Origin of the sequence: Tenacibaculum ascidiaceicola, assembly GCF_047470925.1 — a bacterium.
GTDB lineage: Bacteria > Bacteroidota > Bacteroidia > Flavobacteriales > Flavobacteriaceae > Polaribacter > Polaribacter discolor.
This window is the reverse complement of record NZ_JAZKJP010000008.1, coordinates 163,806-186,896: the sequence shown is the minus strand read 5'-3', so window position 1 is coordinate 186,896 and position 23,091 is coordinate 163,806. Positions and strand designations below refer to the sequence as shown.

Below are 23,091 nucleotides of genomic sequence, written 5' to 3'. Positions count from 1 at the left end.
TATTAAGATTCAGTTTTTTAATATTCGTTTTTATCAGAAACACCGCTAGTTACTAAAGCTACTCCTGAAGAGGTTCCTAAACGAGTTACTCCATTTTCTATATACTTCCTAGCTGTTTCTATATCTCTAATACCTCCAGCTGATTTAATTTGAGCTTTTCCATCTACAACACTATCCATTATTGCAACGTCTTCAAAGGTTGCTCCTCCAGTACCAAAACCTGTAGAAGTTTTTACAAAATCAGCACCAGCTTCAACAGCCAATTTACTTGCTACTTTAATTTGCTCTTTTGATAAATAACAGTTTTCAAAAATCACTTTTAATATAGCATCTCCAATAGCTTCTTTTATTAATCGAATTTCGTTTTCTACATAATCTTCATCTCCTTCTAACAACTTGCCTATATTAATAACCATATCTATTTCTGAAGCTCCATTTTTTATACAGTTTTTTGCTTCAAAAACTTTAGTTTCTGTAGTCATTGCTCCTAATGGAAAACCTATTACTGCTGCTACTTTTACATCAGAACCTTTTAATTCTTTAGTTGCTAACTCTACATTACATCCATTTACACAAACTGCATAAAAGTCATACTCTTTAGCTTCATTACATAGTTTTATAATATCAGTTTTTGTAGCTGTGGCTTTTAGTAGCGTATGATCTATATATTTATTAATCTGCATCTTTTTATTTTATTTTTCTTCCTAAAATATTGGTAGCTATAGTTGTAAACACTACCACACTAATTGAACTCAACGGCATTAAAATTGCGGCTATTACTGGCATTAATTGACCAGTTACTGCAAAATAAAGCCCTACAATATTGTACATTAAAGATAATAAAAAGCAATACTTAATAATTTTTATTGCTTTTTGTGATGCTTTAATATAATTGCCTATCTCACTAAATTTTGTAGCATCTAAAATAGCATCACAAGCAGGAGAAAATACATTTATATTTTCTGATAACGCTACCCCTACATTACTTTGCGCTAGCGCTCCTGCATCGTTTAATCCATCACCTATCATTAATACACTTTTCTTTTTCTCTTGTAATTCTTCTACGTAGTGTAATTTATCTTGTGGTTTTTGATTGAATAAAAATGTAGTTTCCTTTGGTAATAACTCTTCTAAAAATTTCTTTTCTCCTTCATTATCTCCTGAAACTACTGATAGACTATATTTTTTAGTTAAGTTAGAAAACAACTCTTTAACTCCTTTTCTATAAGCATTCTTAAATACATACTTTCCTTTGTATTCATTATTTATACTAATATGAACAGAAGTGTCAAGATTTGCTTGTTCTTTTGCGTTTTTCACAAATGATGATGAGCCTATTTTTAAAGTTGTATGCTTATAACTTGCTTCAATTCCTTTTCCAACGTATTCTTGATAGCTTTCAACTGGTAACATTTCTTCTTCTAAAGAAGTGTATAACATTCTACTCAGTGGATGATTTGAAGATCTTAATGAACTTTTTAATATCGCTCTTTGAGTTTTATCTAAGTCTTCTCCTTCATACGTTATCGTATTCTCTTTATTAGTGGTAAGCGTGCCTGTTTTATCAAAAATAACTGAGTTTACAGCTGCTAACTGTTCTACGACTGTAGCATTTTTTAAATAGAACTTCTTTCTTCCAAAAATTCGTAAAATATTCCCTAAAGTAAACGGTGCTGCTAATGCTATTGCACATGGACAAGCTATAATAAGTACTGATGTGAATACGTTTAATGCTACACTTGAATCATAATACAACCAAAAAGCTGTAGACAAAAACGCTATAGACAGTACAGTTATGGTAAAGTTTTTACTGATTTTATCTGTTAAGGTTTTAAATGATGAGTTTTTATCTTTTTGAAATATATCGTTACTCCATAATTGTGTTAAATAACTCTGTGAAACTGAAGCTAGCACTTCCATTTCTATACTTCCTGACAGTTGCTTTCCTCCTGCAAATAACTTATCTCCTGACTTTTTATTTACAGGAATGGCTTCACCTGTAACAAAACTGTAATCAATTTTTGCTTCTCCGTTAATTAAAATTCCATCAACGGGTATTAGTTCTTGATTTCTAATTAAAAGTCTATCTCCTTTTTTTACATCATAGATTTGTGTGTTCTCTTCTTTTTTATCCGTTGTTATTTTAGTTACTGCAATTGGGAAGTATGACTTATAATCGCGTTCAAATGAAAGAAAGTTATAGGTCTTTTGCTGAAAAAATTTCCCTAGCAATAAAAAGAACACCAATCCTGTTAAGCTATCAAAAAAACCTGTTCCTAAATCAAGAATTATTTCTGCTGTACTTCGCACGAATAATACTAAGATTCCTAAAGCAATAGGAACGTCAATATTCAAAATTTTTGAACGAAGTCCTTTATAAGCTGAGATAAAATAATCCTGTCCTGCATAAAAAACTACTGGGAGGGAAAATATAAACATTAACCAACGGAAGATTCCTTTGTATTGTTCTAACCAATATTCTGATACTTCAAAGTATTCTGGAAACGACAAGAACATCACATTTCCAAAGGCAAAACCTGCTATTCCTAATTTATAAATTAAACTACGGTCTACTTTCTTTTTACCTACCTCGTAATCCTCAAGACTTATATAAGGTTCATATCCTATAGAACTTAGTAACAATACTATTTCTTTAAGTGATGCTTTTTCTGAATTAAAGGTGATTCGTACTGTTTTCTTAGGAAAATTAACTTGTGATGAAGACACATACTCTTGTAGTTTGTGTAAATTTTCTAATACCCAGATACATGAGCTACAATGTATATGTGGAATATATAAATTTACTACTTGTACATTACCATCGTTAAACTCTAATAGTTTATCTACAATGGATTCATTATCCAAGAAATCATATTTTCCTTGTATCTCTTCAGGTATTGCTCCTGGGTTGTTTTGAAAATCGTAATAACAAGTTAAATCGTTCTCTGAAAAAATTTCATAAACTGTTTTACACCCATTACAGCAGAAAAATTTATCCTCTATTGTAATTGTTTTTGTGTCGCACTCGTTACCACAATGAAAACATGTTGTGCTTTCCATATTTACTCTTTTGCCTAGTACAAATGTCCGATAAGATATTAAATAAAAACATGATAATTGTCAGGTTTTCCGTATATTTGAGTAGTAAAAAAAGGGCATATCTATGAGCAAGTGTGAGCAATGTATCATTCGAGAATTTAATTCTTTGAAGGCTTTAACCAAAGATGAATTGATAAGAATTACTGGGTGTAAAACGTCTAAAAAAATAAAAAAAGGTGAAGTTCTTTTTGATGAAGGCGAATACATTAATGGTGTTTTTTGTGTTAAAGATGGTGTTTGTAAAGTGTCTAAAATGAGTGATAATGGTAGAGACCAAATTATTCACTTAATAAGAAAAGGTGATATTTTAGGTGAGCGTAGTTTAATAAACAATGAGGCTTCAAACTTAAAAGCTATTGCCGTGAATGATATGGAGGTTTGCTTTATTCCTAAAGAAGAAATTCTTAGAGATTTAGAAAACAATTCTAACTTTTCTATGGATGTTTTAAAGAAAATGGCCAATTCTTTAAAGAAAGCTGATGATGTTATTGTAGATATGGCTCAAAAGACTGTTAAACAACGTTTGGCTGCCACTCTATTATTACTAGACTCAAAGTTTGATAAAAACGAAAATGGCTCTATAAATATTAATTTATCAAGAGAAGATATAGCTAATATTATAGGTACAGCAACTGAAAGTGCTATTCGTTTACTTTCTGAATTTAAAAAGAAAAAACTAATCGATTTAAAAGGTAAAGAAATTTTTATAACTGATGTGAAAGCTCTAAAAGAACTTTCTGAAGGTTTTTAAACCTTATTAATATTATTACAAACAAAAAAATCGTCTAAATAGACGATTTTTTTGTTTTAAGCTTCACCTGTGGTTCCTCCAAAATTCATTGGAATTGGTGGTTGCTCATAATCTTTTATTTCTCCATGAGCTTGTTCAAACTTACGAATATTGTCTGCTAAAGCTTTTGATAAACGTTTTGCATGTTGTGGAGTTAAAATAATTCTTGATTTTACTTTTGCTTTAGGAACTCCTGGCATAATATTTATAAAATCAACAATAAACTCTGATACAGAATGGTTTATGATAGCTAAATTACTATAAGTTCCTTCTGCTATTTCTTGATCTAACTCTATATTTAATTGTGGTTCTTTCTTATTATCTTCCATAATTAAGTCTCTTAATATTATTTAGTTAAAAAATAAGGGTTTAGAGTTCTAAGAACTCTAAACCCTTGATATTATTTATAAACTTAAGTTTTTATAAACTTTGTTCAATCTCATCCTTAGGTCCAACTACTATATCTTCGTAAGCTCTCATTCCTGTACCTGCTGGTATACGTTTACCAACAATTACATTTTCTTTTAATCCTTCTAAGGTATCAATTTTACCGTTTACAGCAGCTTCATTTAATACTTTAGTTGTTTCCTGGAATGATGCAGCTGAGATAAATGACTTCGTTTGTAACGATGCTCTTGTAATACCTTGTAATACTTGCTCAGCTGTTGCTGGTTGTGCATCACGTGCTACTACTAAGTTTTTATCTTCTCTACGTAATAAAGAGTTTTCATCTCTTAATTGACGAGCTGTAACTATTTGTCCTGGTTTTAAGTTTGCAGAGTCTCCAGCGTCTTCAACAACTTTCATTCCGTAAATAGCGTCATTTTCTTTGATGAAATCAGTTTTATGAACTAATTGATTTTCTAAGAATAAAGTATCTCCTGAATCAATAATTCTAACTTTACGCATCATTTGACGTACTACTACTTCGAAATGCTTGTCATTAATTTTTACCCCTTGTAAACGATATACTTCTTGAATTTCGTTTACTAAGTATTCTTGAACTGCTGAAGGTCCTTTAATATTTAAAATATCAATAGGAGTAATTGCTCCATCAGATAATGGCATTCCTGCTTTAATAAAGTCGTTTTCTTGAACTAAGATTTGATTAGATAACTTAATTAAGTATTTCTTAATCTCTCCTGTTTTAGATTCGATAATAATTTCACGGTTACCTCGCTTAATTTTACCAAATGACACAACTCCATCAATTTGTGCTACTACAGCTGGATTAGAAGGGTTACGTGCTTCGAATAACTCTGTTACACGTGGTAAACCTCCTGTAATATCTCCTGCTTTACCAGACTTACGAGGAATCTTAACTAATGTTTTACCTGACTCTACTTTATCTCCATCACTTACCATTAAGTGTGCTCCTACTGGTAAACTGTACGAACGTAAAGCATTACCATCAGCATCCTCAATAATTAATGAAGGAATAATTTTCTTGTTTTTAGAATCAGTAATTACTTTTTCTTGGAAACCTGTTTGTTCATCAATTTCTACAGAGAAGTTAATTCCTTGTTCTAAATTGTCAAACTTAACTTTTCCTCCAAACTCAGAAACAATAACTCCGTTAAATGGATCCCATTGACATACTGCATCTCCTTTCTTTATTGTCTTTCTATCTTTATCAAAGATGATAGAACCGTAAGGAATAATGTTAGTACTTAATACAATTCCTGTTTTCTTATCGGTAATTTTGATTTCTGCAGTACGAGAAATAACGATATCTACTTCTTCTCCTGCTGTATCTTTACCTTTTACAGTACGTAAGTCATCAATTGTTACAGCTCCATCGAATTTAGAAATTAGCTTGTTATCTTCTGAGATGTTTCCTGCTACCCCTCCAACGTGGAATGTACGTAATGTTAACTGTGTACCTGGTTCTCCAATAGACTGTGCTGCAATTACACCAACTGCTTCACCTCTTTGAACTTTTTTACCAGTAGATAAACTTTGTCCGTAACATTTTTCACATATTCCTCTTTCAGATTCACATGTTAATGCTGAACGTACTTCTACTTTATCTACTCCTGAAGCTTCAATTTTATCTGCTAAAACTGGAGTAATTAACTCACCTGCTTCAACTAATAATTCATCAGATGCTGGTGCGTAAACATCATATAATGCAGTACGACCTGTAATTCTTTCACTTAAAGGTTCAACGATTTCATCGTTTTTCTTTAATGGAGAAACTTCTAATCCTCTTAATGTACCACAATCTTCTTCGTTAACGATTACATCTTGAGATACATCTACTAAACGACGTGTTAAATATCCTGCATCGGCTGTTTTTAATGCGGTATCGGCAAGACCTTTACGTGCACCGTGCGTTGAGATAAAGTATTCTAAAATTGATAAACCTTCTTTAAAGTTCGATAAAATTGGGTTTTCAATAATTTCTCCACCTCCTGCAGTCGATTTTTTAGGTTTTGCCATTAATCCACGCATACCTGTTAACTGACGAATCTGCTCTTTCGATCCACGTGCTCCAGAATCTAACATCATAAATACAGAGTTAAATCCTTGTTGATCTTCACGTAAGCGCTTCATTGATAATTCAGTTAATCTATTATTAGTAGATCCCCAAACATCAATTACCTGGTTGTAACGCTCTTTTTGCGTTAACATACCCATGTTATAGTTCATAACGATTCCATCCACTTCTTTGTTAGCTTCAGCAATCATTGTATGTTTTTCTTCAGGAATAATGATATCTCCTAATGAGAACGATAAACCTCCTTGGAAGGCAAACGTATACCCCATACCTTTAATATCATCTAAGAATTTACCTATAGATGGAATATCTGTTACTTTTAAGATATTTCCAATAATTCCACGTAACGATTTCTTTGTTAATACCTCATTAATATATCCTGCCTGCTCTGGTACTACTTCATTAAATAATACTCTACCTACAGTAGTTTCAATTATTTGAGTTACTAACTCTCCGTTTTCGTTGAAATCTTTGGTTCTTACTTTTATTCCAGCATTTAAGTCTACTCTGTCTTCATTATAAGCAATAGTAACTTCTTCTGGAGAATAGAAAGTTAATCCTTCACCCTTAATAGGCACTTCTGGAGTTGACTTTCTTTCTTTTGTCATATAGTATAACCCTAAAACCATATCCTGAGACGGTACCGTAATTGGTGCTCCGTTTGCAGGGTTTAAGATATTATGAGAAGCTAACATTAATAACTGCGCTTCTAAAATAGCTTCTGGTCCTAATGGTAAGTGAACCGCCATTTGATCCCCATCGAAATCGGCGTTAAATGCCGTACATACTAATGGGTGTAAACGAATTGCCTTTCCTTCGATTAATTTTGGTTGGAAAGCTTGAATACCTAAACGGTGTAAGGTAGGGGCACGGTTTAATAAAACTGGATGTCCTTTAATTACATTTTCTAAGATATCCCAAACAACTGGTTCTTTTCTATCTATTATTTTCTTTGCAGACTTTACTGTCTTAACAATTCCTCTTTCGATTAACTTACGAATAACAAAAGGTTTGTATAATTCAGCTGCCATATCTTTTGGCAATCCACATTCGTATAATTTTAATTCTGGTCCAACAACAATTACCGAACGTGCAGAGTAATCAACACGCTTACCTAATAAGTTTTGACGGAAACGACCTTGTTTACCTTTTAAACTATCAGATAATGATTTTAATGGTCTGTTAGACTCTGTTTTTACTGCAGATGATTTACGTGTGTTATCAAATAATGAATCTACTGATTCTTGTAACATACGTTTCTCATTACGTAAAATTACTTCTGGTGCTTTAATTTCCATTAATCGCTTCAAACGATTGTTACGGATAATTACACGACGATATAAATCATTTAAATCAGATGTTGCGAAACGACCTCCATCTAATGGTACTAATGGACGTAATTCTGGTGGAATAACCGGAACTACTTTCATTATCATCCATTCTGGATTATTCTCTCTATTTTTTTGAGAGTCTCTAAATGCTTCAACAACATTTAAACGTTTTAATGCTTCGTTTTTACGTTGCTTAGAAGTTTCAGTATTTGCTTTATGACGTAACTGATATGATAACTCGTCTAAATCGATTCTTTCTAATAAATCAATTAAACACTCTGCTCCCATTTTAGCGATAAACTTATTAGGATCAGAATCTTCTAAGTACATATTTTCCTGTGGAAGTTCATCTACGATATCTAAATACTCTTCCTCAGTTAAGAAGTCCATTTTTTGTAATGGCTCTCCTTCAGCATTTTTAGCAATACCTGGCTGAATTACTACGTAACGTTCGTAGTAAATAATCATATCTAACTTCTTAGATGGTAACCCTAAAAGGTATCCCATTTTGTTAGGTAATGATCTAAAGTACCAGATATGTGCTACTGGTACTACTAAGTTAATATGACCTACTCTATCTCTACGTACTTTTTTCTCAGTAACTTCAACACCACAACGGTCACAAACGATACCTTTATATCGAATTCTTTTATATTTACCACACGCACACTCATAGTCTTTTACAGGACCAAAGATACGCTCACAAAATAACCCATCTCTTTCTGGTTTGTGTGTACGGTAGTTTATAGTTTCTGGTTTTAACACCTCTCCTTTAGAAGCCTCTAAAATAGACTCAGGTGATGCTAAACCTATTGAAATTTTGTTAAACTTCTTAACAGTGTATTTTTCGTTTTTTCTTGCCATGATAATGGATTCGAATTAAAAATAAATGTCTTATAATAAGACTGATATTGAAAAAATGATTTGCCTCAGAGCTGTTGCTCTGAGACATTTCACTGTGATTATTCTTCTAACTTAACGTCTAATCCTAAACCTTTAAGTTCGTGCATTAATACGTTAAATGATTCTGGTAAACCTGGTTCTGGCATTGCTTCTCCTTTAACGATAGACTCGTAAGTTTTTGCTCTACCTAATACATCATCAGACTTAACAGTTAAGATTTCACGTAAGATACTTGATGCACCATATGCTTCAAGTGCCCAAACTTCCATCTCACCAAAACGCTGACCTCCAAACTGAGCTTTACCTCCTAATGGTTGCTGAGTAATTAATGAGTAAGGTCCAATAGAACGCGCGTGCATCTTATCTTCAATCATGTGACCTAACTTAATCATATAAATTACCCCTACCGTTGCTGGCTGATCAAAACGTTTACCTGTACCTCCATCATATAAATATGTATGTCCGTAACGTGGAATTCCTGCTTCATCTGTTAAAGCATTAATTTGATCTATTTTAGCACCATCAAAAATAGGTGTCGCATATTTTTGACCTAATTTTTGACCTGCCCATCCAAGAACAGTTTCATAAATCTGACCAATATTCATACGAGATGGTACCCCTAATGGATTTAATACGATATCTACTGGTGTTCCGTCTTCTAAGAAAGGCATATCTTCTTGACGTACAATACGTGCAACAATACCTTTGTTTCCGTGACGTCCCGCCATCTTATCACCAACTTTTAACTTACGTTTCTTAGCTACGTATATTTTAGCAAGTTTTAAGATTCCTGCTGGTAATTCGTCTCCTACAGAAATTGTAAACTTCTCACGACGTAAAACTCCTTGTAAGTCGTTTACTTTAATCTTATAGTTATGAACTAACTCTACAACTAATTGATTTAAGTCTTTATCGGTAGTCCAAGTTCCACTTAAATGTGTAAAGTCTTCAACAGAGTTTAACATTTTTTGTGTGAACTTTTTACCTTTTGGTAATACTTCTTCTCCTAAATCATTAAACACTCCTTGAGAAGTTTTACCTGATACTAAGTTGAATAATTTCTCAACTAAAACATCTTTTAACTCTTCAAATTTAGATACATAAGATGCTTCTAAAGCTGCAATTGCTTCTTTATCACGAGCACGCTTATTCTTATCTTTTACTGCGCGTTTGAATAATTTTTTATTAATTACAACACCTCTTAATGATGGAGAAGCTTTTAATGATGCATCTTTTACATCACCTGCTTTATCACCAAAGATAGCACGTAATAATTTTTCTTCTGGAGTTGGATCAGATTCTCCTTTTGGTGTAATCTTACCAATTAAGATATCACCTGGATTTACTTCTGCTCCAATACGAATCATTCCATTTTCATCTAAGTCTTTTGTAGCCTCTTCAGAAACGTTAGGAATATCGTTTGTTAATTCTTCAGCTCCTAATTTCGTATCACGAACATCTAATGAATATTCATCAATATGAATAGAAGTAAAAATATCTTCACGAACTACTTTTTCAGAAATCACAATCGCATCCTCAAAGTTATACCCTTTCCAAGGCATAAAGGCTACTTTCATGTTTCTACCTAAAGCTAATTCTCCTTTTTGTGTTGCATATCCTTCACAAAGCACTTGACCTTCTTCAACTCTATCACCAACTTTTACAATTGGTTTTAGGTTTATGTTAGTACCTTGGTTAGTTTTTCTAAACTTAATTAAGTTATATGATATTTCGTCAGAATCAAAGCTTACCATACGCTCTTCTTCTGTTCTATCATACTTAATTGTTATTTTATTTGCATCTACATACTCTACAGTACCTGCTCCTTCAGCGTTGATTAAGATACGAGAGTCTTTTGCTACTCTACGCTCTAAACCTGTACCTACGATTGGAGATTCTGGACGTAATAATGGAACTGCTTGACGCATCATGTTTGATCCCATCAATGCACGGTTCGCATCATCATGTTCTAAGAAAGGAATTAACGATGCTGAAATCGAAGCAATTTGGTTTGGAGCAACGTCCATATAGTTAATTGCTTCAGGACTTTCAACTGGGAAATCACCTTCTTCACGTGCAATTACTCTATCTCTTTCTATCTTACCATCTTCTGCTATTGGTAAATTAGATTGAGCAATCTTCATTCCTTCTTCCTCTTCTGCACTTAAATAAATAGGCTCTTCTCCTAAAACACTTCCTTCTTCTACTTTCTTATATGGTGTTTCAATGAATCCCATATTATTTACTTTAGCATAAACAGCTAAAGAAGAAATAAGTCCAATGTTTGGTCCTTCAGGTGTTTCAATAGGGCATAAACGACCATAGTGTGTATAGTGAACGTCACGAACCTCGAAACCTGCTCTTTCACGTGATAAACCTCCAGGTCCTAATGCCGATAAACGACGCTTGTGAGTAATCTCTGCTAATGGGTTGGTTTGATCCATGAACTGAGATAACTGGTTGGTACCAAAGAAAGAGTTAATTACTGAAGATAAAGTCTTAGCGTTAATTAAGTCGATTGGAGTAAATACTTCATTATCACGAACATTCATTCTTTCACGAATTGTACGTGCCATACGAGCTAAACCTACACCAAATTGACCTGCTAATTGCTCTCCAACAGTTCTAACACGACGGTTAGATAAGTGATCGATATCATCTACTTCAGCTTTTGAATTGATTAACTCAATTAAATACTTAATAATTGTAATGATATCGTTCTTAGTTAATACCTTTTGATCTAAATCTTCATTTAACTGAAGTTTAGTATTCATTCTAAAACGTCCTACCTCACCTAAGCTATAACGTTGCTCTGAGAAGAATAATTTTTCAATAATTCCTCTTGCAGTTTCCTCGTCTGGCGGTTCAGCATTACGTAATTGTCTATATACGTGCTCTACAGCTTCTTTTTCAGAGTTTGTAGGGTCTTTTTGTAATGTATTATGAATGATGGCATAATCTGCTTGCTGGTTGTCTTCTTTATGTAATAATACAGTTTTAGCTCCAGATTCAATTATTTCATCAATATGTTCTTTTTCTATAATAGTATCACGGTCGAAAATAATTTCGTTACGTTCAATAGATACAACTTCTCCTGTATCTTCATCTACGAAATCTTCGTGCCAAGTTTTTAATACTCTTGCTGCTAATTTACGCCCTAATACTTTCTTTAATCCAGCTTTAGAAACTTTTACTTCTTCTGCTAAATCAAAGATTTCTAAAATATCTTTATCTCTTTCAAAACCTATGGCTCTGAATAACGTTGTTACTGGTAATTTTTTCTTTCTATCAATATAAGCATACATTACTTGATTGATATCTGTAGCAAATTCAATCCAAGAACCTTTAAATGGAATTACTCTTGCTGAGTATAATTTGGTTCCGTTAGCGTGGAAAGATTGCCCAAAGAATACACCTGGTGAACGGTGTAATTGTGACACAACAACTCTTTCTGCACCATTTATAATAAAGGTACCAGAGTTTGTCATATAAGGAATTGTACCTAAATAAACATCTTGAACGATTGTTTCGAAATCTTCGTGTTCTGGATCGGTACAATATAATTTTAAACGTGCTTTTAGAGGTACACTGTGAGTTAATCCACGTTCAATACATTCTTGAATGCTGTATCTTGGTGGATCTACAAAGTAGTCTAAAAATTCTAATACAAATTGATTACGTGTATCTGTAATCGGGAAGTTATCCATGAAAGTTTTATACAAACCTTCTTCTCCTCGCTCTTCAGCTTTAGTTTGCAATTGGAAGAAATCTTGGAAAGATTTTACCTGAATATCTAAAAAATCTGGATAATCAGCTCCTAACTGCGATGACGCGAAGTTAATTCTTTCAGTAGTATTTATCGTTGCCAAAAGAGATGCTATTTTTAATTAAAAATATTATTTTTGAAACTTAACAGTTTCAATACTGCAATTTTAATTGCTGTTACTGATTAAAAATCAGCACTTTATAATCGTAAATTCACAATTCTGCAAATTGTGAAAAATAAAGAACGAATATATACACAAAATGGTTTAGGCCTAAAAACATAAGTTTTTAGTACCTAAACCTTTATTGTTTTTCCCGTTTTTTTATAATTCGGGAGTATAGCTTACTTAAGCTCTACCTCAGCTCCTGCTTCTTCTAAAGACTTCTTAAGACCTTCTGCCTCATCTTTAGATACAGCTTCTTTAATTGGTGCTGGTGCGCTATCTACAATACCTTTAGCTTCTTTTAATCCTAATCCAGTTAATTCTTTAACTAATTTTACAACTGCTAATTTAGAACCTCCTGCTGCTTTTAAGATTACATCAAACTCAGTTTTTTCTTCAGCTGCATCTCCACCACCTGCTGCTGGTCCTGCTACTGCTACTGCTGCTGCTGCTGGCTCAATACCATACTCTTCTTTTAAAATATCAGCTAATTCATTAACTTCTTTTACTGTTAAGTTAACTAATTGTTCTGCGAAATCTTTTAAATCTGCCATTTTAATTGTTTTTTAAAAATTTTATTTATTTAGTTTATTAGTGCGCGAAATTATTTTTCTGATAATGTCTTTAAGATACCTGATAACTTACCACCACCTGATTGTAATGCTGAAACAACATTCTTAGCAGGAGATTGTAATAAGGTAATAATATCTCCAATAAGTTCTTCTCTAGATTTGATGTTAACAAGAGCGTCTAATTGGTCATCTCCAATATAAACTGCTTCTTCAACATACGCTCCTTTTAATAAAGGACGATCTTTTGATTTTTTTCTGAACTCTTTGATAACTTTTGCTGGTGCATTAGCTGCCTCAGCAATTAACATTGAAGTATTTCCTTTTAATACATCTGGTAACTCTCCAAAATCTTTATCAGAAGCTTCCATTGCTTTTGAAAGCAATGTGTTTTTTACAACAGCCAATTGTACGTTTGCTTTAAAACAAGCTCTACGTAAGTTAGATGTAGTTGCTGCATCTAAACCAGAAATATCTGCTAAATAGATGGTACTTGTATCTGCTAATTGTGCTGTTAAATCTTGTATTACTTGTGATTTTTCCTCTCTAGTCATAATTAAAAAGTTTTAACTGCCTTACGATACAGATTTTACATCTATAGCAACACTAGGACTCATTGTAGAAGACATAAAGATGCTTTTAATATATGTTCCTTTTGCCGCTGTTGGCTTTAATTTAATTAATGTTTGTAATAACTCATTTGCATTTTCTTCAATCTTCGTAGCATCGAAAGACGCTTTTCCGATTGCAGCGTGTACAATACCAGTTTTATCTACTTTAAAGTCGATTTTACCAGCCTTTACTTCTTGTACTGCTTTTGCAACATCCATAGTTACTGTACCAGTTTTTGGGTTAGGCATTAAACCACGAGGACCTAATACACGTCCTAAAGGACCTAATTTACCCATTACACTTGGCATAGTAATAATAACGTCTACATCAGTCCATCCTCCTTTAATTTTTTGAAGATATTCATCTAATCCAACATAATCAGCACCAGCTTCTTTAGCTTCTGCTTCTTTATCTGGAGTAACTAATGCTAAAACTTTTACATCTTTACCTGTTCCGTGAGGTAATGTTACAACACCACGAACCATTTGATTAGCTTTACGAGGATCTACTCCTAAACGTACTGCTAAATCAACAGACGCATCAAATTTTACGTTTGTAATCTCTTTAACTAATGCTGATGCATCTTGTAAGCTATAAACTTTAGAGCTATCTACCTTAGCACGAGCTTCTTTTTGCTTTCTAGTAATTGCCATTTCTAAATATCTTTTAAAGTTTAAGCAGGTGCATCACCTGTTACTGTTAATCCCATAGAACGAGCAGTTCCAGCAATCATTCTCATTGCAGACTCAACTTCAAAGGCATTCATATCTACCATTTTGTCTTCTGCAATTCCACGAATTTGATCCCAAGAAACGCTTGCTACTTTTTTCCTATTAGGTTCTCCTGAACCTTTCTTAATTTTGGCCGCTTCTAATAATTGTACTGCGGCTGGTGGAGTTTTTACAACAAATTCAAATGATTTGTCTGTATAAACTGTAATAACAACAGGTAATACTTTACCTTGTTTGTCCTGTGTACGAGCATTAAACTGCTTACAGAACTCCATGATGTTAACACCGGCAGCACCTAAAGCGGGTCCAACTGGTGGCGACGGATTCGCTGCACCTCCCCTAACTTGTAGTTTAACTAATTTACTTACTTCTTTTGCCATTGTTTAAGATTTAACGATGTGTTTAAATTGGAAGCTTAAACACCATCTAAATATAGGTGTAACTATTATATTTTCTCTACTTGCATATAGTTTAACTCTAATGGTGTTTTTCTTCCAAAAATCTTAACCATTACTTCTAACTTACGCTTTTCTTCATTTACCTTTTCAACAGTTCCATCGAACCCATTGAAAGGACCATCAATTACTTTTACAGTTTCTCCTACTGTATAAGGAATTGCGATATTTTCATCTTTAACAGAAAGTTCATCTACTTTACCTAACATTCTGTTTACTTCTGACTTACGCATTGGTACTGGATCTCCTCCTTTTGTTTCACCTAAGAAACCAATAACTCCTGTTACTGATTTAATTACGTGAGGAACCTCTCCTGCTAAATTAGCTTCTACCATTACATAACCCGGAAAGTAAACTCTTTCTCTGTTAATTTTCTTTCCGTTTCTTACTTGAATAACTTTTTCTGTAGGAACAATTACTTGGTTCACAAAATCAGACAACCCATGACGAGCAATCTCAGTCTCGATATAAGTTTTTACCTTATTTTCTTGACCTCCAATAGCTCTAACCACATACCACTTCATCACCGAATCAGCCATCATTAAAACATTTTAAAGAAGTTATCTAACCCTGTTTGAAAAACCCAATCTATTCCAGCCACAACTAGAGCAAATACAATTGTAAATGCTGCTACTACGACAGTAGACTTTTGAGCTTCTTCACGAGAAATCCAAGTCATATTGGTATTTAATTCTTCAAAAGAATCTTTAATGTATTGTACAAAGTTACTCATATTTTATCCTTTTAACGAGTTGCAGTTTTCACCACAACTCGTTTTAGTTTTTTGCACGGGTTGAGAGACTCGAACTCCCGACACCTGGTTTTGGAGACCAGTGCTCTACCAACTGAGCTAAACCCGTATTTTAAAGGAGTCTCCCTCTTAAAAAGAGACTCCTTATACTTTATTATTAAACTATAATTAGTCTAAGATTTCAGTTACCTGACCAGCTCCTACTGTTCTACCTCCTTCACGGATAGCGAACTGTAAACCTGTGTTTAATGCGATAGGTTGGATTAAATCAACTGTAATAGTTAAGTTATCACCTGGCATTACCATTTCAACACCTTCTGGTAAGTTAATGTTACCTGTTACATCAGTTGTACGTACGTAGAACTGTGGACGGTAGTTGTTATGGAATGGAGTGTGACGTCCACCTTCTTCTTTCTTTAAGATATACACCTCAGCTTTAAACTTAGCGTGTGGAGTAATAGAACCTGGCTTACAGATTACCATTCCTCTCTTAATTTGAGTCTTTTCAATACCTCTTAATAAGATACCTGCGTTATCTCCAGCCTCACCTCTATCTAAGATTTGACGGAACATTTCGATACCAGTTACAGTAGATGTTAACTTTTCATCTCCCATACCGATAATCTCTACAGGATCTCCAGTATTTACGATACCAGTTTCGATACGTCCAGTTGCAACTGTACCACGACCAGTAATAGAGAATACATCTTCGATAGGCATTAAGAAATCTTTTTCAGTATCTCTTGGTGGCTCTTCGATCCAGTTATCAACAGCTTCCATTAATTCTAAAACTGTATCAACCCACTTTTGCTCTCCGTTTAATGCACCTAAAGCAGAACCAGCAATTACAGGACCATTATCTCCATCATACTCATAGAAAGATAATAAATCTCTTACTTCCATTTCTACTAATTCCAATAACTCCTCGTCATCAACCATATCAACTTTGTTTAAGAAAACAACGATACGTGGAATACCTACCTGACGACCTAATAAGATGTGCTCACGAGTTTGAGGCATAGGACCATCTGTAGCAGCTACTACTAAGATAGCTCCATCCATTTGTGCAGCACCAGTTACCATGTTCTTTACGTAATCGGCGTGACCTGGACAGTCAACGTGTGCGTAGTGACGGTTTGCTGTTGCATACTCTACGTGAGAAGAGTTAATTGTGATACCTCTTTCTTTTTCTTCTGGAGCGTTATCGATTTGATCAAAAGCTCTCTGCTCAGAAAATCCAGCATCTGCTAATACTTTAGTAATTGCAGCAGTTAAAGTAGTTTTACCGTGATCTACGTGACCAATAGTACCTACGTTTAAGTGCGGTTTCGAACGATCATAAGTTCCTTTTGCCATGATTATTAATTTTAATTCTTAGTTAAATATATTTAGTGTTATTTTTAAACTCTTGTCAAATAAACTCTAAAATAGAGCCAACAACGGGATTTGAACCCGTGACCTCATCCCTACCAAGGATGCGCTCTACCAACTGAGCTATGTCGGCAACGAATTTAGAGCGGGAGACCAGGTTCGAACTGGCGACATTCAGCTTGGAAGGCTGACGCTCTACCAACTGAGCTACTCCCGCAATAAAATTTTATTAAGATAGTGGGGAGAGCAGGATTCGAACCTGCGAAGTCGTAAGACAACGGAGTTACAGTCCGTCCCATTTGGCCGCTCTGGAATCTCCCCTAAACCTTAAATAGTATTTTAATGAACTTTTATTTTTTTTAGAGCCGATGGAGGGACTCGAACCCACGACCTGCTGATTACAAATCAGCTGCTCTAGCCAGCTGAGCTACATCGGCTTTTGCTATAAAAAAACAATCCGCTATTTCTAACGGACTGCAAATGTAAAAAGTAATTTTTAATTTTTAAAACTTTTTTAATTATTTTTTATTGTTTTTATGACACTAAGGCATCCTTTGATTTTTCTTTTGATTTTTGTAACTGTCGTTTTAAAGATTCAACAGATACACTAATCCCTTCTTCAAAGGTTTTAGTTTGCTTTTTTACGATTAATTCATTTCCAGGTATGTTAATTTTTACTTCAGTTATTTTATTTTCTTTTTCACTCGTTTTTTGCACTTTCAAAAAAACTTCTGCATCAACGATCTTATCATGAAACTTTTCTAATCCCCCTACTTTTTTCTCAATGAAGTCTATTAATTTTTTGTCTGCTGAGAAATTTACTGATTGCGTGAATACCTTCATAATTCTTCGATCTTTTAAGTTGACTCTCTAGGATGAGCCTTGTTATACACTTTTTTTATTTGCTCCAAGCTATTGTGCGTATACACTTGGGTAGAGGCTAAACTTGAATGTCCTAGCAATTCTTTAACCGAATTTAACGACGCACCGTTATTAAGTAAATGTGTCGCAAAAGCATGCCTTAATATATGAGGGCTTTTTTTTGCTTTTGTTGACACCCTACTAAAGTACAAATTTATTATTCGGTAAACAAGGGTTTCATAAATTTTAACTCCTTTTTTAGTTATAAAAAGCACCTCCATATCCGCCTCTTTAACCTCTCTTTTTTGCCTTAAATATTCCTGTAAAGTTTTATATACCGATGGCAAGATTGTTACATACCTTTCTTTATTTCTTTTACCTAATACTTTTATTGTTTTACTAGTGTGATCTATATCTTTTTCTTTAACATTTATTAACTCAACCCTTCTCATCCCTGTTGAATACAACATTTCGACAATCAATCGATCTCTTACTGATTCAAAATCGGAACCTTCTCTTATTAATTCTAAAACTTCTTTTACTTCGTTTTGATCAAAAGGTGTTTGGATTTTCTTTTGAACTTTTAACGCTTTATGACTTGATAGTGGATTCGTTTCTATTTCACCTATTTTTTGTAAAAACTTATAGAAGGTTTTTAAAGAACTTATCTTCCTGTTAACACTTCTATTTGATATATTATTATTAACCAAACTAACTATCCATGTTCTAATTTGATTGTAATGAACATTCTCTAAATCCACTTGATCAAACTCAACCTCACAAAAATCTTTAAATGCGATTAAGTCTGTTTTATATGCTTGAATTGTATTTTTTGAATATTTTTTCTCAAATTCTAAATATTCCAAGAAAGCTTCTATCAGCATTATTAACTTTATTTATTAATTGAAGATACAAAAAAAACCTGTATTGATATCAATACAGGTTTTTATACTTTTTTTAGGATTATTACTATCCTACTTCTTCTTGAGTTCTTAATCTCTGAACGTAAGATGCTTTAATCATTTGAGCACGTTTTGCTACAGATGGCTTAGTAAATTGCTTTCTGTTACGTAATTGCTTCATCGTTTTTGTACGATCAAATTTACGCTTATAACGTTTTAACGCTCTATCGATATTCTCTCCTTCTTTAACTGGAATGATTAACATATTTTTGCACCTCCTTTCATCGTAGAATCTATATCTTTTTAAAAACTGACAACAAACAGTATATCAGCTATTTATATTATTTTATTTGATTTTGGACGGCAAAGATACAAAGTATTCTTTAAAATAAAATTATTTTTCCTCTTTTTAGTTAAAAAACAGTTGAAATAAAAAATCCTGCATTTGCAGGATTTTTCTTTCATCAACAGACTATGTTGCTGTATTTACTCTTTTTTTATCAATAATCATTTTTGCAAATATGGAAATATTATGTAGCTGGTCTATACTCCTTCTTATCAATCACCATTTTTGCAATAATCTCTTTTAATATTTCAGAGGTTCCTCCTCCAATTGGACCTAATCGGCTATCTCTTAATAAACGTGCCATTGGATATTCTTCCATATACCCATACCCTCCTAACAGTTGTAAAGCATCATATATAACCTCATCTGCCATTTTAGTTGATAGTAATTTACTCATACTAGCTTCTTTTACTACATAAATACCATCGTTTAAACGTTTTGCTATAGAATAGTTGTATTCTCTACACATATCTACTCTACTTGCCATTTCCGCTACTTTATGGCGTAAGGCTTGAAATTTATCTAATGTTTTCCCAAAAGCTTCACGTTCACTCATATATTGTACTACATAATCTACAGCATATTCAGCACGTGCATGAGCATTAATTCCCATAACCAAACGCTCTAATGCAAAGTGTTGCATAATATAGGGAAATCCTTTCCCTTCTTCTCCCATTAAGTTTTCAGCAGGTATCACTACATTATCAAATGCTATTTCAGCAGTATCTGAAGCTCTCCAACCTAATTTATCTAACTTGGTCGATGATATCCCTGGAGTATCTCTATCAACAATAAAAATACTCATTCCTTTATGTTTATCTTCTGGATTTGTTTTGGCTGCCACTACTAGATAATCAGAATACACTCCGTTTGTAATAAAGGTTTTTGATCCGTTAACTACATAAGTGTCTCCTTTTTTTATTGCTGTAGTACGCATTCCTGCTACATCACTTCCTCCAAAAGGTTCTGTGATACATAAACACCCTATCTTATCTCCTTCAATACTTGGTGTTAGGTATTCTCTTTTAATTCGATCGTCTCCTTCTTTATTAACATGAGTCATTGCTAAATATGCGTGTGCCCACATGTTCGCTGCAAAACCTCCTGAATTTATTTTCTGCAACTCTTCTAAAAAGATAACAGTATAAAAAAGGTCTAAACCTAATCCTCCATATTCTTCTGGCTGATTTAAACCAAAGTACCCCATTTCACCGAACTTCTTCCAGATAAAACGCTCTACCGTACCTTCTTTCTCCCATTTATCTATATGAGGAACTACCTCTTTTTGTAAAAAATCTCTAAAACTCTGACGAAAGGCTTCATGCTCTTCGGTAAAGTACATACTATTCATAGTGGTTTGTTTATTAAATTTTGTTGCTTGTTTATTTTGCTTCCAAATATAAGATTATTCTATCGTATTTATTTAACGGAAAATCTTTAATATTTCTTAATTCTGATATGTCTTGTAATTCTGCTACTTCATCTCGGTATTCAAAAATCTTTTTACATAACTCATAATTAATATATGGATTTTTCAACACCTCTTTAAATTTAGCTGTATTTACATTAACTTTTTTAATAGTTGGTTTTTCTATTACAGCAAAGGTTTGCATAACTCTATCTGCTATAACTTTATCTAAACCCCAAACTTCATATAATTGTTTAGAGTATGAGTATCCTTGTAATTTATTTCTATATTTTACTATTCGAGAGGATAACACTTCTCCTACTCCACTAATAGTCTCTAAATCTTGTTGAGTAGCTTTATTAATATCGTTTGTAGAAGTTTTATACTCTTTATTATACGAATGTATTTCAACTGAACTTGATTTGATTACACTTTTCTTCTTTTGATTTTCTTTTTTTACAACCCAATCTGGAAACTTAAAATACGGAGCTATTTTACCTAATAAACTATCCGATACTTTTGTTACTTGTTTAAAATCTTTAGCTGAGTTTATCCACTTGCCCTGTTTTCTATAATTATGTAATCTATCAATCTCTTCTACCGACATCCCTAATTGATAACCTTTAAAGTCTGTTATATAATTTGGATTGAATGGATATAGTTTTGGTTTCCTATTATCCTGTTCAATTCTTTTCAAACTATCAATACTGTTCTGAAAAGCTATCAACTCTTTTTTATTTAGATCATATATTCGTTCTGAAGAAAAATCTACACAAACATATACAACCTGTAAAACAACTATTGTTAACAGTAAAAAGAAAACCCCATTTCGTTGGCGTTTGTTATACCAGAAATGGGGTTTAAATATTTTCATTGACTCAGTGTTTTACATATGTTCTGTAACATCAACTGCACCATCTTCTATTGCTTCTTCTTTCTTATTGATTGCATTCATGTATTTAGACAGTTCTTTTTTAATTACTGGTGACAACATTACCACACCAATAATATTTGGAACTACCATTGCAAAAATCATTGCATCTGAAAAATTAATTACAGCTCCTAAACTAATAGACGCTCCAACAACTACAAAGAATAAAAATAAAATTTTATATACTAAATCTGTAATTTTTCCTTTACCAAATAAAAACTTCCAACCTTGCATACCATAATAAGACCATGATATCATAGTTGAAAAAGCAAAAAGGATTACTGCAATTGTTAAAATAACTGAAAAATGAGGAATTACCGAATCGAAAGCTACTGCGGTTATCTCTACCCCTTCCTTAATTTCAACTCCGTATTGCATAAACTGACCATCGAAATTGGTAATAATAATTACCAATGCTGTCATGGTACAAATAACAACAGTATCTACAAAAGGCTCTAACAAAGCAACAATACCTTCACTCGCAGGATACTTGGTACGAACTGCTGAGTGTGCAATTGCTGCTGAACCTACACCTGCTTCATTAGAGAACGCTCCTCTTCGAATACCTTGAATCATAACCCCAATTAAACCTCCCGCGATTCCTAATCCAGAAAACGCTCCTTCAAAAATTAACCCAAAAGCATCATCTATCAATGTAAAGTTTGCAAATAAAATGATCATAGCTGCTAAAACATAAATACCAGCCATAAAAGGGACTACTTTTTCAGTTACCGAAGCAATTCTTTTAATACCTCCAATAATTACTACTGCTACTAAAACAGCCATTACTAATCCAAAATATAACCCTGCATTAGAACCTGTCAAATCAAAAAGCTTAGTAAATTGAGCTGCAGCTTGATTAGCTTGAAACATATTTCCTCCCCCGAAAGAGCCTCCTATAACAAAAACAGCAAATAAGACTGCTAAAACCTTACCTAACTTGCCAGCTCCCTTTTCTTTAAGACCTTTTGTTAAATAATACATTGGACCTCCATATACTACTCCATCTTCATCTACATCTCTATACTTAACCCCTAAAGTACATTCGGCAAACTTAGAGGCCATCCCTAACAACCCTGCTAATATCATCCAAAATGTAGCCCCCGGACCTCCTATTGATAAGGCTACTGCCACTCCTGCAATATTTCCTAAACCTACTGTGGCAGATAGTGCTGCTGTTAAGGCCTGAAAGTGAGATACCTCACCTTCTGCTGAATCATCTCGAATGGTTTCAAAAATATCTCCTCCAGGAGTTTGATCTCCATATAGAGTATCTACCCCATGCTTTTCAATATCTTCATATTTCCCTCTTACAACTTGAATTGCAGTCTTAAAACCTACAAAATTGATAAACTTAAAATACAACGTAAAATACACCGCACCACCTACTAAAACGATTAACACCCAAGGTATTTTAAAGTTTTCTGAAAAAGGAATCTCATAAAATATCGCATCAACAAACCATCCTGTATAATCTTTAAAGATTGAATCTATTTTTTCTGTTGTACTTTCGGATGCGAAAGTGAACATTGGTGCTAAAGTAAAAAGCAACGTCAGTATTCTTTTATTCATGATTTGTATGATTAGATTTTTGAATTAGTA

At 33.4% G+C, this 23,091-nt stretch carries 19 protein-coding genes and 5 tRNA genes; 1 reads left to right on the top strand and 23 read right to left on the bottom strand.

Annotated elements, in window-relative coordinates; translation table 11 throughout:
* Positions 1 to 17 precede the first annotated feature (17 nt).
* Both deoC and VBY68_RS09290 read right to left on the bottom strand, forming a co-directional pair.
* A complete protein-coding gene (deoC, locus tag VBY68_RS09295) occupies positions 18 to 683 on the bottom strand; it encodes a deoxyribose-phosphate aldolase (RefSeq protein WP_415269554.1) in 666 nt (221 codons plus the stop codon).
* Between the two features lie 4 nt (positions 684 to 687).
* Positions 688 to 3,060 (bottom strand): heavy metal translocating P-type ATPase, encoded by a 2,373-nt coding sequence (locus VBY68_RS09290; RefSeq protein ID WP_415269553.1) that lies wholly within the window; start codon positions 3,058 to 3,060, stop codon positions 688 to 690.
* 103 nt (positions 3,061 to 3,163) lie between these two features.
* On the opposite strand from VBY68_RS09290, the gene VBY68_RS09285 reads away from it, so the two are divergent.
* The gene (locus VBY68_RS09285; protein WP_099214079.1) at positions 3,164 to 3,850 is read left to right on the top strand and encodes a Crp/Fnr family transcriptional regulator; all 687 of its coding nucleotides are present in this window, start codon (positions 3,164 to 3,166) and stop codon (positions 3,848 to 3,850) included.
* Positions 3,851 to 3,906: 56 nt separating this feature from the next.
* On the opposite strand, the gene VBY68_RS09280 is transcribed toward VBY68_RS09285, so the two are convergent.
* The 21 genes from VBY68_RS09280 to VBY68_RS09180 all read right to left on the bottom strand — a co-directional run bounded on the left by VBY68_RS09280 (position 3,907) and on the right by VBY68_RS09180 (position 23,061).
* Positions 3,907 to 4,218: a DUF3467 domain-containing protein gene (locus VBY68_RS09280; protein WP_047790111.1), complete on the bottom strand. Its 312-nt coding sequence runs from the start codon at positions 4,216 to 4,218 to the stop codon at positions 3,907 to 3,909.
* Positions 4,219 to 4,309: 91 nt separating this feature from the next.
* Positions 4,310 to 8,584 (bottom strand): DNA-directed RNA polymerase subunit beta', encoded by a 4,275-nt coding sequence (gene rpoC / locus VBY68_RS09275; RefSeq protein WP_099214078.1) that lies wholly within the window; start codon positions 8,582 to 8,584, stop codon positions 4,310 to 4,312.
* Positions 8,585 to 8,682: 98 nt separating this feature from the next.
* Complete coding sequence (gene rpoB, locus VBY68_RS09270) at positions 8,683 to 12,492, bottom strand: DNA-directed RNA polymerase subunit beta (protein ID WP_099214077.1); 3,810 nt, start codon at positions 12,490 to 12,492, stop codon at positions 8,683 to 8,685.
* A 239-nt stretch (positions 12,493 to 12,731) separates the two neighbouring features.
* On the bottom strand, positions 12,732 to 13,106 hold the full coding sequence (gene rplL, locus VBY68_RS09265; protein ID WP_099214076.1) for a 50S ribosomal protein L7/L12: 375 nt from the start codon (positions 13,104 to 13,106) through the stop codon (positions 12,732 to 12,734).
* A gap of 50 nt (positions 13,107 to 13,156) precedes the next feature.
* Positions 13,157 to 13,675, bottom strand: coding sequence for a 50S ribosomal protein L10 (gene rplJ, locus VBY68_RS09260; protein WP_099214075.1), 519 nt, complete (start codon positions 13,673 to 13,675; stop codon positions 13,157 to 13,159).
* A gap of 21 nt (positions 13,676 to 13,696) precedes the next feature.
* The gene (gene rplA, locus VBY68_RS09255) at positions 13,697 to 14,386 is read right to left on the bottom strand and encodes a 50S ribosomal protein L1 (protein WP_099214074.1); all 690 of its coding nucleotides are present in this window, start codon (positions 14,384 to 14,386) and stop codon (positions 13,697 to 13,699) included.
* Between the two features lie 20 nt (positions 14,387 to 14,406).
* Complete coding sequence (gene rplK / locus VBY68_RS09250; RefSeq protein ID WP_047790105.1) at positions 14,407 to 14,844, bottom strand: 50S ribosomal protein L11; 438 nt, start codon at positions 14,842 to 14,844, stop codon at positions 14,407 to 14,409.
* 65 nt (positions 14,845 to 14,909) lie between these two features.
* Complete coding sequence (gene nusG, locus VBY68_RS09245; RefSeq protein ID WP_099214163.1) at positions 14,910 to 15,458, bottom strand: transcription termination/antitermination protein NusG; 549 nt, start codon at positions 15,456 to 15,458, stop codon at positions 14,910 to 14,912.
* Between the two features lie 2 nt (positions 15,459 to 15,460).
* Positions 15,461 to 15,652 carry a preprotein translocase subunit SecE gene (gene secE / locus VBY68_RS09240; RefSeq protein WP_099214073.1) on the bottom strand — a complete coding sequence of 64 codons (192 nt, stop codon included), beginning with the start codon at positions 15,650 to 15,652 and terminating at the stop codon, positions 15,461 to 15,463.
* Positions 15,653 to 15,706: 54 nt separating this feature from the next.
* Positions 15,707 to 15,779: transfer RNA gene (locus tag VBY68_RS09235), tRNA-Trp, on the bottom strand.
* A gap of 59 nt (positions 15,780 to 15,838) precedes the next feature.
* Positions 15,839 to 17,026 (bottom strand): elongation factor Tu, encoded by a 1,188-nt coding sequence (gene tuf / locus VBY68_RS09230; RefSeq protein WP_099214072.1) that lies wholly within the window; start codon positions 17,024 to 17,026, stop codon positions 15,839 to 15,841.
* A gap of 75 nt (positions 17,027 to 17,101) precedes the next feature.
* Positions 17,102 to 17,174: transfer RNA gene (locus VBY68_RS09225), tRNA-Thr, on the bottom strand.
* 11 nt (positions 17,175 to 17,185) lie between these two features.
* Positions 17,186 to 17,258, bottom strand: a tRNA-Gly gene (locus VBY68_RS09220).
* Positions 17,259 to 17,279: 21 nt separating this feature from the next.
* Positions 17,280 to 17,362, bottom strand: a tRNA-Tyr gene (locus tag VBY68_RS09215).
* A gap of 42 nt (positions 17,363 to 17,404) precedes the next feature.
* Positions 17,405 to 17,478 (bottom strand) — tRNA-Thr (locus VBY68_RS09210).
* Positions 17,479 to 17,575: 97 nt separating this feature from the next.
* Positions 17,576 to 17,884 (bottom strand): ribosome hibernation-promoting factor, HPF/YfiA family, encoded by a 309-nt coding sequence (gene hpf, locus VBY68_RS09205; protein ID WP_099214071.1) that lies wholly within the window; start codon positions 17,882 to 17,884, stop codon positions 17,576 to 17,578.
* Positions 17,885 to 17,898: 14 nt separating this feature from the next.
* Positions 17,899 to 18,786: a tyrosine-type recombinase/integrase gene (locus VBY68_RS09200; protein WP_124590947.1), complete on the bottom strand. Its 888-nt coding sequence runs from the start codon at positions 18,784 to 18,786 to the stop codon at positions 17,899 to 17,901.
* Between the two features lie 85 nt (positions 18,787 to 18,871).
* A complete protein-coding gene (gene rpsU / locus VBY68_RS09195) occupies positions 18,872 to 19,069 on the bottom strand; it encodes a 30S ribosomal protein S21 (protein ID WP_028892869.1) in 198 nt (65 codons plus the stop codon).
* Between the two features lie 265 nt (positions 19,070 to 19,334).
* Complete coding sequence (locus VBY68_RS09190) at positions 19,335 to 20,501, bottom strand: acyl-CoA dehydrogenase family protein (RefSeq protein ID WP_099214069.1); 1,167 nt, start codon at positions 20,499 to 20,501, stop codon at positions 19,335 to 19,337.
* Between the two features lie 31 nt (positions 20,502 to 20,532).
* Positions 20,533 to 21,432, bottom strand: coding sequence for a helix-hairpin-helix domain-containing protein (locus VBY68_RS09185; protein ID WP_124590948.1), 900 nt, complete (start codon positions 21,430 to 21,432; stop codon positions 20,533 to 20,535).
* Between the two features lie 12 nt (positions 21,433 to 21,444).
* Positions 21,445 to 23,061: an alanine/glycine:cation symporter family protein gene (locus VBY68_RS09180; protein WP_415269552.1), complete on the bottom strand. Its 1,617-nt coding sequence runs from the start codon at positions 23,059 to 23,061 to the stop codon at positions 21,445 to 21,447.
* Positions 23,062 to 23,091 lie beyond the last annotated feature (30 nt).

Excerpts from the sequence above, each read along its gene's own strand:
- deoC (WP_415269554.1), bottom strand. The coding sequence starts at position 683 with ATGCAGATTAATAAATATATAGATCATACGCTACTAAAAGCCACAGCT.
- VBY68_RS09290 (WP_415269553.1), bottom strand. The coding sequence starts at position 3,060 with ATGGAAAGCACAACATGTTTTCATTGTGGTAACGAGTGCGACACAAAA.
- VBY68_RS09285 (WP_099214079.1), top strand. The coding sequence starts at position 3,164 with ATGAGCAAGTGTGAGCAATGTATCATTCGAGAATTTAATTCTTTGAAG.
- VBY68_RS09280 (WP_047790111.1), bottom strand. The coding sequence starts at position 4,218 with ATGGAAGATAATAAGAAAGAACCACAATTAAATATAGAGTTAGATCAA.
- rpoC (WP_099214078.1), bottom strand. The coding sequence starts at position 8,584 with ATGGCAAGAAAAAACGAAAAATACACTGTTAAGAAGTTTAACAAAATT.
- rplL (WP_099214076.1), bottom strand. The coding sequence starts at position 13,106 with ATGGCAGATTTAAAAGATTTCGCAGAACAATTAGTTAACTTAACAGTA.
- rplJ (WP_099214075.1), bottom strand. The coding sequence starts at position 13,675 with ATGACTAGAGAGGAAAAATCACAAGTAATACAAGATTTAACAGCACAA.
- rplA (WP_099214074.1), bottom strand. The coding sequence starts at position 14,386 with ATGGCAATTACTAGAAAGCAAAAAGAAGCTCGTGCTAAGGTAGATAGC.
- rplK (WP_047790105.1), bottom strand. The coding sequence starts at position 14,844 with ATGGCAAAAGAAGTAAGTAAATTAGTTAAACTACAAGTTAGGGGAGGT.
- nusG (WP_099214163.1), bottom strand. The coding sequence starts at position 15,458 with ATGGCTGATTCGGTGATGAAGTGGTATGTGGTTAGAGCTATTGGAGGT.
- secE (WP_099214073.1), bottom strand. The coding sequence starts at position 15,652 with ATGAGTAACTTTGTACAATACATTAAAGATTCTTTTGAAGAATTAAAT.
- tuf (WP_099214072.1), bottom strand. The coding sequence starts at position 17,026 with ATGGCAAAAGGAACTTATGATCGTTCGAAACCGCACTTAAACGTAGGT.
- hpf (WP_099214071.1), bottom strand. The coding sequence starts at position 17,884 with ATGAAGGTATTCACGCAATCAGTAAATTTCTCAGCAGACAAAAAATTA.
- VBY68_RS09200 (WP_124590947.1), bottom strand. The coding sequence starts at position 18,786 with ATGCTGATAGAAGCTTTCTTGGAATATTTAGAATTTGAGAAAAAATAT.
- rpsU (WP_028892869.1), bottom strand. The coding sequence starts at position 19,069 with ATGTTAATCATTCCAGTTAAAGAAGGAGAGAATATCGATAGAGCGTTA.
- VBY68_RS09190 (WP_099214069.1), bottom strand. The coding sequence starts at position 20,501 with ATGAATAGTATGTACTTTACCGAAGAGCATGAAGCCTTTCGTCAGAGT.
- VBY68_RS09185 (WP_124590948.1), bottom strand. The coding sequence starts at position 21,432 with ATGAAAATATTTAAACCCCATTTCTGGTATAACAAACGCCAACGAAAT.
- VBY68_RS09180 (WP_415269552.1), bottom strand. The coding sequence starts at position 23,061 with ATGAATAAAAGAATACTGACGTTGCTTTTTACTTTAGCACCAATGTTC.